This window comes from Aequorivita antarctica (assembly GCF_007997155.1).
GTDB lineage: Bacteria > Bacteroidota > Bacteroidia > Flavobacteriales > Flavobacteriaceae > Aequorivita > Aequorivita antarctica.
Genome location: NZ_VORT01000005.1, coordinates 64009 through 79896 on the forward strand (window position 1 = coordinate 64009; position 15888 = coordinate 79896).

Below are 15888 nucleotides of genomic sequence, written 5' to 3' on the forward strand. Positions count from 1 at the left end.
TTAATTTATAGATTGCAAAAAGGCTTGGTCAGTTTTAACCATTCCCTCTTTCATTTCAATTTTCAGATATTTAATATTTTAGGATAAAGCCTCCTTAATTCGGTGCATAGCTTCTTTTATGTCCGTTTCAGAAGCTGCATAAGATAAACGAATGCAGTTTGGATCGCCAAAGGCTTCACCAGTAACAGTAGCCACTCTGGCTTCCTCCAAAAGATATAATGAAAAATCTGAAGCGGTATTAATATTTTTCCCGCGCAGCGTTTTTCCGAAGAAATAGGAAATATCTGGGAAAACATAAAAAGCTCCTTCAGGTTTGTTGGTTTTAAAACCTTCAATTTCAGAAAGTAAATTCAGAATCAAACTTCTTCTTTCTTTAAAGGCGTCAACCATGTATTTTATTTTGCTCGGCGGATTTTCCAAAGCGGTTATGGTTGCTCTTTGTGCAATACAGTTTGCGCCACTGGTTACCTGCCCTTGCATTTTGTCGCAAGCTCGGGCTATCCATTCGGGGCCGCCAATATAACCTATGCGCCATCCCGTCATTGAGAAAGCTTTTGAAACACCGTTCACAACCACAGTTCGGTCGTACATATCCTCAAATTCGGCCATGGAAGTGTGGTTTCCCGTAAAGTTGATGTGTTCATAGATTTCATCGCTAATAACGATAATCTCAGGATATTTAACCAAAATATCTGCTAACTTTCGGAGTTCCTTTTTGCTGTAAACAGAACCACTTGGGTTGCAAGGGGAGCTGTAAATTATCATTTTGGTTTTTGGCGTAATAGCAGCCTCCAATGCTTCACCGGTTACTTTGAAATCGGTTTCAATTGAAGTAGGTATTTCTTTGGGAACGCCTCCCGCAACCTTACACTGGTCTGCGTAGCTTACCCAGTAAGGAGCTGGCAACAAAACTTCATCACCTTCGTCTAAGAGTACCATCATCAAATTGGCTAAAGACTGCTTAGCACCTGTTGATACAACTATTTGTGAAGGCTTGTATTCAAGGTTGTTATCTCTTTTGAATTTGGTTATAATAGCTTTTTTTAAATCGCCATAACCATCCACTGGAGTGTAAGAGTGATAATTGTCTTCTATTGCCTTAATGGCAGCCTGTTTTACAAATTCTGGAATAGGAAAGTCAGGTTCCCCAAGGCTCAAACCAATGATGTCAATTCCTTTTTCTTTTAATTCTCTTGTTTTGGCAGCCATTGCCAGAGTGGCCGAGGTGGCCATCTCGTTCACTCGTTTTGAAAGTCTATTGTCCATAATAATTAAGCGGATACGGTAGGTTTTAGCCCCATTTCTTTTAGGTGTCTGAAATGTGCAGTAATCGCCTGGCGTGTAGTTTTATATTCTTTATAGGGTAGGTTAAATTCTTTGGTTGTGCTTTTTAAAATTTTTGAAATATTCTTGTAATGAACATGGCTTATGTTCGGAAAAATATGATGCTCTACCTGGTGGTTTAAACCACCAGTGTACCAGTTCACAATTCGATTATTGGTTGAAAAATTCATCGTGGTAAATAATTGATGTATTGCCCAAGTGTTTTTCATCGTGCCGCTTTCATCTGGAAGCATTATTTCGGTATCTTCCACTACATGTGCCAGCTGAAAAACAACGCTTAAAATTAGTCCTGCAACATAATGCATAATGAAGAAACCCAATATAATTTTCCACCAAACAATATTAAAAAATAGAATGGGGATTACGATCCATAGTGATATATAAATCATTTTTGTTATTACCAAAATACTCCATTGAGTAATTGGCTTTGGTAATTTTCCGTACGAAAGCTTGCGAGCCAAATATCTTTTGGTTTGGTAAAAATCTGTGGTAAGCACCCAGTTGAACGTCAATAGCCCATAGAAAAAAAGGCTGTACCAGTGTTGGAATTTATGGAACTTGTGCCATTTTGAATGTTGTGAAAAACGAAGAATTCTCCCCGCCTCCAAGTCTTCGTCGTGGCCGTGAATGTTTGTATATGTGTGGTGCAAAACATTGTGCTGAACTTGCCAGTTATAAACATTTCCAGCAAGAATATACATGCTGCTTCCCATAACTTTATTTACCCATTTTTTGGAGGAATACGAGCCGTGGTTAGCATCGTGCATCACGTTCATGCCCACACCAGCCATCCCTACGCCCATAACAATGGTGAAAAGCAATTGCGCCCAACCAGGAAGATCAAGGGCTAACAGCAAAAAATAGGGGGTAAGATATATTGAAAACATAATGATTGTTTTCAAGTGTAGTTTCCAGTTGCCCGTTCGAGCAATGTCGTTGTCCTTGAAATAATCATTAACGCGTTTGTTTAGAGTTCTAAAAAATTTAGCACTGTCAACTCGTGAGAAATTTAGATTTTTGTATGTCAAAATGAATTGTTTAACTGGGGATTGTTATAGTGTAAACCACAAAAATAATTATCTTTTATGGAAATCTGTGGTTTCAAAATCATAATTTTCACAAAGTTACCATACTTTTGCCTCCTAAATGAAATTATGGAACTGATATCTAAATATTTTCCACAACTTACTGATAGTCAAAAAAATCAGTTTCAGATGTTACAGGAACTTTACGAAGACTGGAACTTAAAAATAAATGTCGTTTCCCGGAAGGATATTGACGAACTTTATCTGCGGCATGTTTTACATTCCCTCGGAATTGCAAAGATACAACCGTTCCTTCCAGGGTCAAAAATTTTGGACGTTGGCACTGGCGGTGGATTTCCAGGGATTCCATTGGCCATTCTTTATCCTGAGGTTCAGTTTCACCTTGTAGATAGTATTGGCAAAAAAATAAAGGTCGTGGAGGAAGTAGTTGAAGGCTTACAGCTTAAAAATGTAAAAGCTACAAATGCCCGGGTTGAAGACGTTTCTGGTAAATATGACTTTATAGTAAGCCGAGCCGTGGCACAAATGGAAACTTTTGTGCACTGGGTGAATGATAAAATTGCCAAAAAAAGCCTTCACGAACGCAAAAACGGAATTCTTTACTTAAAAGGAGGTGATTTAACGGAAGAATTAAAAGTATATAAAAATGCTACTGTTTTTCCGTTGTACGATTTTTTTGAGGAAGATTTCTATGAAACCAAAAGTGTAGTGTATTTGCCATTGAAATATAAAGGTTAATTTTCAAACTTCAATTTACAAGTTTTTACCAATCTCACTTTTTTTTAAAATCACCTACAACCTTCTAAAAGAAACCATTGTAAAGCCAGAATTGTCTTCGCGTCCTTTAATTTTAATATTTTAGAAGCTATTTCTGAAACCGGAATTTTCACTAACTGAATGTCTTCATTTTCAGCATCGTTTCCACCGCCTTTTCCGGTTTTATCTGTTAGGGAAACTTCAGCATAGAATAAAAAAATACGTTCCGTTGAAGCTCCCGGAGATGTGTAAAATGTACTTATAAGTTTTGGGTGGTTTGTTTTGTAACCTAATTCTTCCATCACTTCGCGGGTTATACATTCTTCTGGTTTTTCATTTTCTTCCATAGAGCCTGCAGGTATCTCCGTAAGCCAGCCTTCATTATTTTTACAACTAGGGTATCTAAACTGTTTTGTTAATAGAATACTTTGGGTTTCCTTTTCCAGTAACAGAATAGCAACAGAGTCACCTCTTTCAAAGGCAAGGCGTTTGGTGGTTATTTGCTTTCCGTTAAAAGTGTCATATGTTACTTTGGCCTTGACTATTTTATAGTGGTCGTCAAAAACTATTTTTTCTTCGTTGATGGTGTATTTCATATTAAAAATTTATATAAAGAACCCTTTCAGTTTTTTTTAAACTGAAAGGGTTAAGATATAAAAAACCCCGAACGAGTCGGGGTTTTTCAGAATATTTAAGGAATATTTCTTATTTAATAATCAAGAACTTCTTGGTAGTTACAAGATTGTCCTTTGAAATTTTCATAAAATAAGTTCCAGCTTGAAACTGTGATACATTTATTTGAGCATCCATAGCAATATTTTCCTGTGAAAGGATCAATTTTCCAAGAATGTCAAATACTTGAACGTTTGCGTTTTCAGCATTTTTCACATTAATTGTTGAAGAAGCTGGGTTTGGGTACAAGCTGATGTTATCAAGTTGATTTTGAGTAACACCCAAAACTCCGTTGCTTGAAAAAGGAGAAGTCTCTCCATTACCATAATTACCATCGGTATGGTATAATTGGTTACCGTGATGGTCAGTTAATGTTATTTCGCCACCACCATTGCTTGGAATATCCAAAACACGGAAGCTATAACAGTCTGCAGTCAAGTTAAACGTTTCGTTTATAACCTGTGGATTGTTATTTGGGTAAGGTCCACCGTTGTATATTACGGTACCGTTAGAATTAGTAACATACCATCTTGTCTGAGAACCATTGTTATCAACATGTAATTCCATATTAACAATTCCCGTTCCAACAGGTGCTTGAGCAAAAGTTTTTGTGATGCTGTTGTTTGAGTTATCATCATCATTTGGTAAGGTTACTACAACTGTATTGTTTCCTTGTAATACAAATGGAACGGTTGGAAGCTCTACAGTTTCACTGCGAAGTGAAGTAATGTTTCCAGTCCAATTGTAAGTATGTGATTCTCCATTGACGGTATAGTCTATAGTCAAAGCTGTAATTGGGTTTTGCCCTACGTTTAAGATGTTTATTTCTGGTGTAAGTTCCGTTTTACAAGTAGAAGGAAAGTCAGACACTGATCTTAGTTGGGCGTCATTTGCATTTGTAAGTCCTGTGAAACCTGGCAATACACTACTACCACTAGGAATTTCTTGATGTGTATTTGAAATAAAAGCAACAACTTCCATATCTGCCAGCTCGGTAGGAACATCGTTGTAATCTAATGGAATAGGGTAAGTAAAAGTACGGTCTACAAAAGTTCCCGCAGTAGTTGTATTGATAACCTCACCCCATTGGCCTGTAATCATTTCTACCAAACGGTGCATGTGATTATAGTTATTGCCAGCACCGCCGCCAGTCTGAGGTCCTTTAGTATTGTTCTGCAAGAGTGCAACATTTAACATGTTTGTTCCTTGTGGGCTGTTGCTTGTATAGTATCCTTCAACGTGAACAGTTAGCACACTGGTATTTACATCAATTGTTGCCTCAACAGCAACGTTTACGGCAGATCCTATTGCCATTGTTTCATTTGCAGAAACAGACCAATAATTTCTGTACATTGCTGTTTGGCCTGCTGTGTTTTCTCTACCTGGGAAAACGTGTCTGTTAATAGTTCCAGCAGGATAACCCGTTAAACCTGTTTGACCTACAATGGCGCTACCATAAGGAGTTCTGAAATCTGGTTCGCCATTCCCTGGAACTGCATAACTTCCAACGTGGATATTTATTAGGGAAACTCGATCTGGATGAGCGTTTTGAATCGCTTGCGCAATGGCGTGGCCATCAGGGCAATATACACAATGAATTCCTGTGAATTCTTCAAGAACAACGTTTTGGTCCTGGGGTGACGTTGATACTATTGTCTGTGCATACGTAACACTTGCAAACAAAGCAAAAACTAAGGTGAAAGGTAGTTTTTTAAACATGATTATTAGATTTATTTAGTTGTGAAAAATAAGATTAAGGGTAAAAATAGCTTATAATTTTTATTATAACAACTTCAAATGTAGTTTTTTATGCATTTTAACATTGAAGTTATAAATAAAATGAATTCATATTAAAAAGGCTTGAGAATATATAATAAGAATTCAAATGGATAGAGGTTTATTTTTTTGAAAATAGAAAACCCCGAAAAATCGGGGTTTTTAAAAAACTGAAGGATTTGATTTATTTGGAAATCAAGAATCGCTTAGTAGTTACAAAGTTGTCTTTTGAAATCTTCATAAAATACGTCCCAACTTGTAATTGTGATACATTTATTTGTGCATCCATAGCAATGTTTTCCTGTGAAAGGATCAATTTTCCAAGGATATCAAATACTTGAATACTTGCGTTTTCAGCATTTTTCACATTAATTGTTGAAGAAGCTGGGTTTGGATACAAACTGATGTTGTCAAGTTGATTTTGGGTTATGCCCAAAACTCCGTTGCTGGAAAACTGTGAAGTCTCGCCAGAACCGTATTGACCATTTGTGTAGTAAACTTGCATTCCAAGATGGTCAGTAAGTGTTACAGAACCACCACCATCACCATAAGTATCAATGATACTGAAAGAATAACAGTCTGAAGTTAATGTGAAGGTTTCGTTTATAGTTTGATTGTTACCGTAAGGTCCACCGTTATAAATTACGGTACCTGAACCATCTTTTACATTCCATCTGCACTCACTTCCATAGCCATCTGTGTGCAATACCATATTAACAGTTCCTGTGCTTTCAATAGCTTGGTCAAAGGTTGTTGTGGCACTGTTGTTAGCATTGTTGTCATCATTTGGAACACTTACGCCAACTGTATTGGTTGTTTGAATAGTGTATGAAACTTCAGGAAGCATAATGGTTTCACTGTGAAGTGAAAGAATTTCACCTGTCCAGTTGTAAGTATGTGCATCTCCATTAATGGTATAATCAATAGCCAAAGATGTTATTGCATTTTGACCCATATTCTGGATATTAACTTCTGGTGCAACTGTGGCAAGACATGTATTTGGAATGTCTTCAACGTATCTTACAAATGCATCATTTGCATTGGTAAGACCAGTATAGGTTGGGTATGCGCGATTTCCGCTAGGAATTTCTTGGTGTGTGTTACTAATGTATGCTACAACTTCCATATCGGCAAGCTCAGTTGGCACGTTATTATAAGTAGCAGGAATTGTATAGGTATAAGTACGGTCTACAAATGTACCTGATGTAGTGGTGTTGATAATCTCACCCCATTGGCCAGTAATCATTTCAACTAAACGGTGCATGTGAACATAATTATTGCCCATATTACCACCAGTTTGTGGTCCTTTGGTATTGTTCTGTAAAAGTGCAACATTCAATAAGTTTGTTCCTTCTGGACTGTTACTTGTATAATATCCTTCTACGTGAACGGTTAGAATATTTGTTTGCACATCAATTTCAGCTTCAACAGCAACGTTTACGGCAGATCCTATTGCCATAGTTTCGCTTGATGAAAGGGTCCAAAAATTTCTGTAAATAGCTGTTCCGCCGGGGGTGTTTTCTCTACCAGGGAAAACATGTCTATTAATAGTTCCTGAAGGATAACCGGTTAAACCTGTTTGACCAACGATGGCTGAGCCATAAGGAGTCCTGAAATCTGGTTCGCCAGAACCTGGATTGGCATAGCTACCAACGTGGATATTAATTAAAGAAACGCGATCGGGGTTAGCATCTTGGATTGCTTTTGCGATAGCATGGCCATCAGGGCAATATACACAGTGGATTCCCGTAAATTCTTCAAGAACTACGTTTTGGTCTTGAGGGGAAGTTGATACAATTGTTTGCGCATATGTAGCGCTTGCAAACAATGCAAAAACTAAATAGAGGGGTAGTTTTTTTAACATTTTTTTAAATTTAAATTGTTGTGAATTATTAAAGTTTGATTTCAAATTTACTTTTTTATAGTTAAATACAATCTTTTGGGAGACAAAATTTTAGGATTTAAATGTTAAAATAGTGTCGAAACTAACTTTAAAGTATTTTTTTAAGTATTTTATTCAATAATTGAAATTATCGTTAAAGCCAAAAAAGAAAGAATCTTCTCCATTACCAAATTCTAGAAGATAATATTTTAGGATAAACTTCCATAAATGTTAAATAACTGAAATAGAAGGAGTATAGAAGTGAAGGTTTTTAATTTTTATGTTTACTTTTGTTAAACTTAGTAAGCTTTAAACAATTTATTTAACTTAAAAATCAAAAAAATGAAACTTAAATTACTTTTTTTAACAATTATGGGCTCAATAGCTGTGGCAAATGCCCAATATACTGTTACCGATGAAAATGGAGCTGTTCTTCAAGAAGGCGCTGTATTAGAGTATGGAACATACGGTTATGATGTAGGCGCTGATTACGTTTTTTTTGTAACTAATGACAATCCTACTGAGACAATATATTCAAGACTTGAATTTGTTTCTGCTGTAAATGCCGATGGTTCTTTATTAGAAATATGTTATGCAGGACAATGTTATACTGGTATTCCATTTGGTTTTACTGCTCCAGCAGCACCAGGTGTACTTCCAATTGGCCCAGGTGAAACAACACCAGGCGGTGACCATATTTTAAACGGGGATCCAGGTGATGGTGTTTATCTCATAGATTATATTTGTGCGTTTCACCAATACGAAGCAGATGGTGTTACTGAAATAGGAACGCCTCTAACTTTTACCTATCGCTACAACCCAACTTTGGGCGTAAATGAAAACAGCAAAGTGAATTTAACCATTCAATCTACAATTGTTTCCAGTGAAATGGTGCTAAATGTGAATGAGCCAGTTAGCATGTTGGTTTACAATTTGCAAGGAAGTGTTGTGAAACAAGCGCGTTTTGAAACAGGTCTTCAAACAGTAAATATGTCTGACCTAAGTTCACAAACTTATATAGTTAAGTTCAACAATGAAAATGGAGCTACGCAAACCACAAGGATTGTCGTTCAATAGAACTTAAATTCTCTATAAACAAAAGTGCCCCGAAGTTTTCTTCGGGGCACTTTTTATTTTGTTGAAAATTTTCTTTAGAAGGTAACTACAAGATTGGCGGTTAAACCAGTGTTTTCAGGTACATATCTACAAACACCACCTACACAAATCAAACCACCGCGCTGACGGCCATAGTTTACTGCAAAACGCGCAGGACCTTTGGAATAACTTCCTCCAAAGCTGTAATAGTGAATTTTTCCTTCTCCTTCATAGTTCCAAGCATCTGCTGCGTAAAGCGTAAATGCAGAACTGAAGTTATACTCCAGTACTCCAGCCGCCCAGTTCTTTCTATCTACATTTTTTCTGCTTTTATCAACAGAAAGATGTTGCAGCTCCATACGTAAAGCTTTCCCGCCTTCAAAACGGCGTGTTGCTTCAATTACAGCAATTTGGGCTCTAATGTCACCTTGTGTTCCAAGTGGGCCACCTTCGGCAACTCCTTTGTCTATAATAACATCTTGAAAAGTAGCCACGGAGCTCCATTTTGAAGACCAACGGTTTTTCATTTCAATATTTAAATCACGGAAATAACGTGGGCCATCACCAATAAACTTTGGGTCATAGGTTTGTTCTGCATCATTAAATGTTGCTTCCAATCCTGCCCAGTAGGAAAAATTTCCTGCTAATTTAGTTCCAAGTTTTCCTAAGAATGATTCTTTATCAAAAGAATAATAAACATCAACTTGTCCTCCCACTTCTCCAGCTCTTTTTTCGGTATCACCGAAAAGCAATCGTGGTTGGGCACTATATACATATATATTAGATAGCAAATAATCATGTTGTTTTGTTAGACCGGGCACGTAATTAACAATTTGTTCATTGTAAACGTTGCCTTCAGCATAACGGTCTGCATAAAAGCTAAAATTTTCCAGTCTTCTAAAAGTAGAGCTCACTCCTAATCCTTTTTGGGCATAACCCAAATTCACCTGAAGTGCTGTACCATCAAAAAGTTGAGGTGAAGTTACTTCGCCTTCATTTATAAGTACGTCTGGGTCTTTGGTAATTGCTTCTACACCTCCATAGAAATTTTTGGCGACAAAATCCAGTCTTCCTCCATAAGCATTAATGTTTGCAGGGATTGAGTCATTGGCGCCATTTGATTGATAGCGGCCCACATAGCTTCCGCCAAGTTTTAGGTCAACGGCATCAATATTCAAAAGTCCACTTAAATCTACATTGGCATCAAGACCTTGCATAACACCTTCAGAAACGTCAAAGCCATTTCTTATTTGACCGTAAACTCCAGTTAAGTCAAGGTTTTCAATTGGGGTGAATCTTACACGAAGACCTTTAAGAGCGTTATTGATACCCAATTGGCGATCTTCCCAAGTTCTTAATATAAGACCACTACCGAATTGCTCATAAAAATAACCTCCAGTAACATCCAAGGTTTCATTTTTAAAGTTTAGATAGTATGTTCCTATGCCGTTTTGGTTTTCCCAAGTTGGAGAATATCCCAATAATACGGAAGGAAGATAAGCTTCATATTGAAGCCCTGCAGTAAATTTTCCCAGAGAATAATTCATCTGTAAATAATTATTGGATCTAAAACGATCTTCTGGGGCTTCAAAGCCTGTGTTCTCATCTGGAACGAGCCATTGAGAGTTTGACTCAAGACCACCAAAAAAGTAGCCGTTATCTTGCGAAAAGGAGACGGCGCCCATAAACATAAAGGCTCCTAGTATAATTTTTTTCATTGTAAAGGTTTGGTTGGTAATTTTTTTTAATTAACAGCGGAAAATTCCTTTATTTTTTCATAAAGTTCCATCTCTGCGCCTGGGCTGTAGCCTGAATGTCTGTAAACGATCTGATTGTTTTTTACGAGAAGCGTTAAGGGTACAGTGGCGGCACCAACGGCACGTTTAAAATCATTGTTGGTGTCTAGGAGCACTGTATAGTCCCATCCTTTTCCGTTTACCATTGGTTTTACGCGTTTCACGCCACGGCTGTCGTCAATAGAAACGGCGTAGAGTTTTACGTTAGTTTCTGCCTGCCAATCTGGATAAACTTCGCTAATGGCATCTAGTTCTTTTATGCAAGGAACGCACCAAGTGGCCCAAAGCGATATTACAACTACATTGTCATCCGTAGACAAATCATTGGAATTGATAGGTTGACCATCCAAGGTGGTCATATCAACTTTTGGTAATTCGTTTTGTGCAATGGCACTTAAGGTAACCAACGCAAGAAGAAGGGGAAGTAATCTTTTCATCCAATAAAATTTTTAATAATTAGTTAAAGTGTAGCAATATTAAGTTATTTTTAATAAATACTTAAATTTGTATTGCCGAAAGTTATGGATTTAACATTCTAAAACCGTGCCTTTTTTTATAAATGCTTTATATTAGCCCACTAAAATTATTTAATTAACTGTTATTATGCGAACTTATCCCTATTTCAAAATCTTGTTTCTTTTTGCTTTTATAGCCATCGTTGGATGTAGCAAAAAAGAAGATCCACTTGGTGCTCCCACCGAAAGTCTTTCAATTACACTTACAAGTGATGCCGGTACCAACGAATTGGAAGTATTGTCCGTAGATCAATTGGTGAATTTTACAATTACAGGGAATGATGGAGAAAATTATACTTCTTCTGCAAAAATATATGTGAACGATTCCGAAATACAGGGCTCTTCATATACTTTTTCAAGCACGGGAACATTTACCGTAAAAGCGCTTTACGAAAGTACGGCAAGTAATGTTCTTAACTTTGAAGTAATCGCTGAGACCGAACGAGCACTGACCTTAGATGTGACGAGAGCTATGAATAATCAGACCATAACTTTTGGTTTGCTTGATTCCAATGGAAACAATACAGCTTCCGATGCTACTTTTTATGTTAATGGCGCGGCAATTACTGGGTTTACCTATTCCTCTGCAGCAGAAGGAAGCTTTGAGGTTTATGCAGAATATTTAGTGAATGGCGATACATATACAAGTACCGTGAAAAACTTTGCAGTATATATTCCAAAAAGAAATGTGGTGCTTGAAGATTACACAGGTACTTGGTGTGGCTATTGCTTAAAAGCTTTAGCGGCGATTAATACTTTAAAGCAAATGACTGATCACATTTCAGTAGTTGCTATTCACAAAAAATCTTTAGGTTATGAACCTATGCATTTTCCACAGGTTAATGATCTTCAAGCTGAATTTGATGTTCCAAATGAATTTCCTCAGGGTCAGTTAAACAGAACCATAAAATGGAATTCTCTTCCTGGTTCTAATGATTATGATTTGGATGCCGTAACGAGTATTGCTGGTTTAGAAACAGATGCCTCCCTTGCAATCTCTTCACAAGTTAGTGGTTCTACGCTTTCTGTGGATGCAAAAGTGATTTATAGAAATGGCTCCGAGTCGGGGGATAAACTTGTAGTGTATTTATTGGAAAGCGGAATTGTTGCTGATCAGAGAAATTATTTTGATGGTGATCCCACCAGTCCTTATTTTGGAATGGGTGATCCAATTTTAGATTTTGTTCACGAGGACGCATTGCGTAATTCACTTTCAGGCCTTTTTGGAGATAATATCCCAGAAACTCCTGCTTACCAAGAATATAAAAAGACATATACTTTTGAGATTCCTTCGGAATACAATGCTGAAAACTTAAGCTTTGTTGTAATGCTTGTAAAAGCTGATAATAGCGCCAAAAACTCATTGCATGCAGAGTTGGGTGAAACTAAATTGTATCAGTAAAATACTTTTCACATAAATTTAAAAACCCATTCCAAATTATTGGAGTGGGTTTTTTTATGGGTTTGAAAAAATCAATCGAAATATTCGTAATTTTGAAACCAATTATGAGCGAAAAACTTACCAAACAGGAACTTCATAACCTAGCTATGAACATAGTTGGGAAACAGCTTGAAGCTGAGGGCTATGAGTTTTTAGGCGTCAATTCAAAACTGAAAAGTGATCCTCAGTTCGTAGCGTTGAAAGATAAAATGCTTCACTTTATAATTGTTCGCGCAGTTTCTTTTCCTCAGGATGCTCATGCTTACGACCCCGTTTTTATGCAAACGATGAAGGAACATGCTTCAAAGTTTGAAGCAAAAACCTATTATGCAGGCGTTGGTTTGGGCAACGGAAGCGATTACGGAAAACCAGTTTTAAAAGATGAAGACTACACTATGGTCTATAAAGGATTACAGATAATTTTATGAAATGCCCATTAACAAATTGCAAAACAACCGAAAATGTATATTAGGGCATTCCATTCCTGTGCCGAGCGCAGTCGAAGCATTCCTTTTTCTCAAATATTTTATACAGATGAAAAAACTAATCCTTATCCCCGTATTGTTGCTTTTCATTTTTTGTGAAAAGAAAGAAGCCACGCACCGTTTTATGCAGGGTGAAGCCTTTGGAACCACTTATAATATTCAGTTTTATTCAGAAAAAGATATTGATTTCAAAAAAGGGCTGGACTCTGTTATTGAAGCTGTAAATCGTTCCGTGAGCACTTATATTCCCGACAGCGATATTTCTAAAGTAAACCAAGGCGATTCCACCATTGTGGTAGATTCTATTTTCAAAGAAGTCTTTGAAATTTCTAAAGAAGTAAATAAAAAAACAAACGGCTATTTTGATCCAACCATCGGGGTATTGCGCAATGCCTACGGTTTTGGAGATGTAAAACCGATGAAAGAAATTGACAGTACAACCTTGGATTCCTTAATGAAATACGTAGGTTTCCATAAAGTGAAAATCAACAACGATGGAACTATTTCAAAAGAATATCCGCAAATATATTTCGATTTTAATGCTGTGGCAAAAGGATTCGGGATAGATTGTCTTGGACGTTATTTGGAATCCAAAGACGTAACCGATTATTTAATTGAATTGGGCGGTGAAATCCTCGCGAAAGGAGAAAACATTGAAAAAAACCAAGATTGGGTTGTTGGTATTGAAGCGGTGGATTCAGAACTTGAAGACCGAAGTTTTGAAGCTACAGTAAAACTGAAAAATGTGGGAATGGCTTCTTCGGGCAATTACCGCAAATTCAGAATTGATTCCGCAACAGGAAAAAAATATGTGCATACTTTAAATCCACTAACTGGTTCTGCGGAAATGAGTGACGTGACAAGTTCAACAGTAATTGCACCAACTTGCGGTGTGGCGGATGCTTATGCAACTTCCTTTATGGCCTTAGGTATAGAAAAATCTAAGGAATTGCTAAAAAACCTTCCAAATGTGGAAGCATATCTGACCTTTAATGATTCTTTAAACCAGCATCAAGTATTTATGACGGATGGATTTAAAAAGCGCTTAGGTAATTAGCTTTTTACAAACAGGAATCAATTCCCCTTTTGCCAACCTGTATTTTTCAACTTTTTCTGAAGGAATAATATTTGTGTAATCCACGGCTTCAACTTTAAAGCCAATACTTTCAAGTTTGGTGAAATAATCCATCCCATACACCCTAACGTGATCGTATTGTCCAAATATTTTTGCACGTTCTTTTGGGTCGGTAATGCTGTCGTCTTCAAACGTTTTTTCTAAATTTGCTTTGTAGGGAATTTGAAGAATTGCCGTGCCGCCGGGCGCTAATACACGGTAAATTTCCCGCATCGCTTTTGTGTCATTTGGAATGTGCTCCAAAACATGGTTGCAGATTATAAAGTCGAATTCATTATCCTGAAAAGGTAAATCACAAATATCCGCTTTCACATCAGCAATTGGCGAATTGAGATCGGTTGTGGTGTAATCCAGATTTTTCATTTTCCGGAACTTTTTATAAAACGCTTGCTCAGGCGCAAAGTGAAGCACCTTCAAGTTTTTAGTAAAAAAACCAGTTTCATTTTGAAGATAAAGCCAGAATAATCTGTGCCGTTCCAAAGAAAGTGTTCCTGGGGAAAGCACATTTTCGCGAACAATTTCATACCCATAAGGAAGAAACTTTCGGTAGGATTTCCCGTCTATTGGGTCGGTGTATTTATTTCCTTTCAGAAGAAAAGCTAGTATAGGCCTGCCAATAATACTCAGTCTTATGAGCAGTGGTCTGGGAATGGTATTTAGAATTTTTTTGAACAAAGGGTTTGAGTTGTTATAAAACGAATTCCTTTTCTCTAAACTCCTTTTCTTCATCACTCACAATCCCCAAGGCTTCATAAACATACGCAAAAGTGGAAAGCAATTCTGGTTTTCCGTTTACCAAAGCAATGTCGTGCTCAAAGTGTGCGCTGGGTTGCCCGTCCTGCGTAACAATGGTCCAACCGTCTTTCAATTGTTTTATTTTGTGCGTTCCCATATTTATCATGGGTTCAAGAGCTATGGTCATTCCTTCAATAAACTTCTTTCCGCGACCACGACGACCGTAGTTTGGCATCTCTGGGTCTTCGTGCATTTTTCTTCCTAAACCGTGGCCCACAAGCTCACGTACCACACCATACCCTTGTGCTTCACAATAATTCTGAATTGCAAAACCAACATCGCCCACCCGGTTTCCAGCTTTAAATTCACGGATACCGATATAAAGTGATTCTTTAGTAATCTTCAGTAGTTTTTTAATTTCAGGGTCAACTTCACCCACTTCAAAAGTATAGGCGTGGTCACCGTAAAATCCGTTTTTGATGGAGCCACAGTCAATAGCTATAATATCACCTTCTTTCAAAGGAATATCTGTCGGCAAACCGTGAACCACCGCTTCATTTACACTAGTAAGTAGGGTTGAAGGACAGTCGTATAATCCCAAAAATCCCGGGATTGCGTCTTGGCTCCTAATATAATCTTCCGCCATTTTATTTAACTGATTGGTTGTAACGCCTGGTTTTACTTCCTTTGCGAGCATTCCCAAAGTGCGGGATACCACCAAAGCGCTTTCGCGCATCAATTCAATTTCTTCTCTTGTTTTTGAAATTATCATAATACTATTTTAAAAAGGAAAAAAATCCTTTTTTCTGAGTTTTAGGTTTTGTAGGTGTAGGTTCACCAATAAGTTGCTGATATATTTCGCCCCAACTTTTAAGTCCGCCAATATTACGGTCATCTATAAAAATATCAGCGTGTATTTTTCGGCTGTAAGAAGCATCAAATTCTTCTTCGGGAAAACTTCGGTTTACGGCATAAAAAACAATTCCGTTTTCTTCACAGAATTTTACAGCTTCTTCCAAAGCACGTCCTTTTCGGTATGTCCATAAAATGAGTCGGTGCCCTTCATGCTGCAATTTTTTCAGCGTATCAAAAGCAAAAATAATGGGACGGCCAATGCGAGGATATTCATCTTCAACAAGGGTTCCGTCAAAATCTATGGCTATAGTGAGTGTTTCTCTGATCATCGTCATTTTTCGAGCCGCAAATTTAC

The 15888-nt window shown here is 37.3% G+C and carries 15 protein-coding genes; 5 read left to right on the forward strand and 10 right to left on the reverse strand.

Annotated elements, in window-relative coordinates:
- Positions 1-78 precede the first annotated feature (78 nt).
- Together ESU54_RS08395 and ESU54_RS08400 are read right to left on the reverse strand one after the other, a co-directional pair.
- The gene (locus ESU54_RS08395; protein ID WP_111844512.1) at positions 79-1266 is read right to left on the reverse strand and encodes a pyridoxal phosphate-dependent aminotransferase; all 1188 of its coding nucleotides are present in this window, start codon (positions 1264-1266) and stop codon (positions 79-81) included.
- A gap of 5 nt (positions 1267-1271) precedes the next feature.
- Positions 1272-2372, reverse strand: coding sequence for a fatty acid desaturase family protein (locus ESU54_RS08400; protein ID WP_111844513.1), 1101 nt, complete (start codon positions 2370-2372; stop codon positions 1272-1274).
- Positions 2373-2498: 126 nt separating this feature from the next.
- Between ESU54_RS08400 and rsmG the strand changes: the two genes are divergently transcribed.
- Entirely contained in the window at positions 2499-3128 is a 630-nt protein-coding gene (rsmG, locus tag ESU54_RS08405) for a 16S rRNA (guanine(527)-N(7))-methyltransferase RsmG (RefSeq protein ID WP_111844514.1), read from the forward strand.
- Positions 3129-3178: 50 nt separating this feature from the next.
- Here rsmG and ESU54_RS08410 read toward each other — a convergent pair whose 3' ends face one another.
- The 3 genes from ESU54_RS08410 to ESU54_RS08420 all read right to left on the reverse strand — a co-directional run bounded on the left by ESU54_RS08410 (position 3179) and on the right by ESU54_RS08420 (position 7458).
- Positions 3179-3742, reverse strand: a complete 564-nt coding sequence (locus tag ESU54_RS08410; RefSeq protein ID WP_111844515.1) for an NUDIX domain-containing protein — start codon at positions 3740-3742, stop codon at positions 3179-3181.
- A gap of 109 nt (positions 3743-3851) precedes the next feature.
- Positions 3852-5537 (reverse strand): T9SS type A sorting domain-containing protein, encoded by a 1686-nt coding sequence (locus ESU54_RS08415; RefSeq protein WP_111844516.1) that lies wholly within the window; start codon positions 5535-5537, stop codon positions 3852-3854.
- 241 nt (positions 5538-5778) lie between these two features.
- A complete protein-coding gene (locus tag ESU54_RS08420; protein ID WP_111844517.1) occupies positions 5779-7458 on the reverse strand; it encodes a T9SS type A sorting domain-containing protein in 1680 nt (559 codons plus the stop codon).
- Positions 7459-7818: 360 nt separating this feature from the next.
- On the opposite strand from ESU54_RS08420, the gene ESU54_RS08425 reads away from it, so the two are divergent.
- Positions 7819-8553 (forward strand): T9SS type A sorting domain-containing protein, encoded by a 735-nt coding sequence (locus ESU54_RS08425; RefSeq protein WP_111844518.1) that lies wholly within the window; start codon positions 7819-7821, stop codon positions 8551-8553.
- Positions 8554-8627: 74 nt separating this feature from the next.
- Here ESU54_RS08425 and ESU54_RS08430 read toward each other — a convergent pair whose 3' ends face one another.
- Together ESU54_RS08430 and ESU54_RS08435 are read right to left on the reverse strand one after the other, a co-directional pair.
- Positions 8628-10289, reverse strand: a complete 1662-nt coding sequence (locus ESU54_RS08430; RefSeq protein ID WP_111844519.1) for a DUF6029 family protein — start codon at positions 10287-10289, stop codon at positions 8628-8630.
- A gap of 26 nt (positions 10290-10315) precedes the next feature.
- A complete protein-coding gene (locus ESU54_RS08435; protein WP_111844520.1) occupies positions 10316-10804 on the reverse strand; it encodes a TlpA family protein disulfide reductase in 489 nt (162 codons plus the stop codon).
- A gap of 166 nt (positions 10805-10970) precedes the next feature.
- Here ESU54_RS08435 and ESU54_RS08440 point away from each other — a divergent pair, with 166 nt between their 5' ends.
- From ESU54_RS08440 to ESU54_RS08450, 3 genes are all read left to right on the forward strand, one after another.
- A complete protein-coding gene (locus ESU54_RS08440) occupies positions 10971-12284 on the forward strand; it encodes an Omp28-related outer membrane protein (protein ID WP_111844521.1) in 1314 nt (437 codons plus the stop codon).
- A gap of 104 nt (positions 12285-12388) precedes the next feature.
- On the forward strand, positions 12389-12751 hold the full coding sequence (locus ESU54_RS08445; RefSeq protein WP_111844606.1) for a Na(+)-translocating NADH-quinone reductase subunit F: 363 nt from the start codon (positions 12389-12391) through the stop codon (positions 12749-12751).
- Between the two features lie 106 nt (positions 12752-12857).
- Positions 12858-13865 (forward strand): FAD:protein FMN transferase, encoded by a 1008-nt coding sequence (locus ESU54_RS08450; protein ID WP_146848103.1) that lies wholly within the window; start codon positions 12858-12860, stop codon positions 13863-13865.
- Here the strand turns inward: ESU54_RS08450 and ESU54_RS08455 are convergent.
- The 3 genes from ESU54_RS08455 to ESU54_RS08465 are packed head-to-tail and all read right to left on the reverse strand — an operon-like array spanning position 13854 to position 15862.
- On the reverse strand, positions 13854-14672 hold the full coding sequence (locus ESU54_RS08455) for a class I SAM-dependent methyltransferase (protein ID WP_111844522.1): 819 nt from the start codon (positions 14670-14672) through the stop codon (positions 13854-13856). The two genes, ESU54_RS08450 and ESU54_RS08455, sit on opposite strands and share 12 nt — an antisense overlap.
- A complete protein-coding gene (gene map, locus ESU54_RS08460; protein WP_111844523.1) occupies positions 14632-15450 on the reverse strand; it encodes a type I methionyl aminopeptidase in 819 nt (272 codons plus the stop codon). The genes ESU54_RS08455 and map overlap by 41 nt, the downstream gene beginning before the upstream one ends.
- Positions 15451-15454: 4 nt before the next feature.
- Positions 15455-15862 carry a BT0820 family HAD-type phosphatase gene (locus ESU54_RS08465; protein WP_111844524.1) on the reverse strand — a complete coding sequence of 136 codons (408 nt, stop codon included), beginning with the start codon at positions 15860-15862 and terminating at the stop codon, positions 15455-15457.
- Positions 15863-15888: the final 26 nt, after the last annotated feature.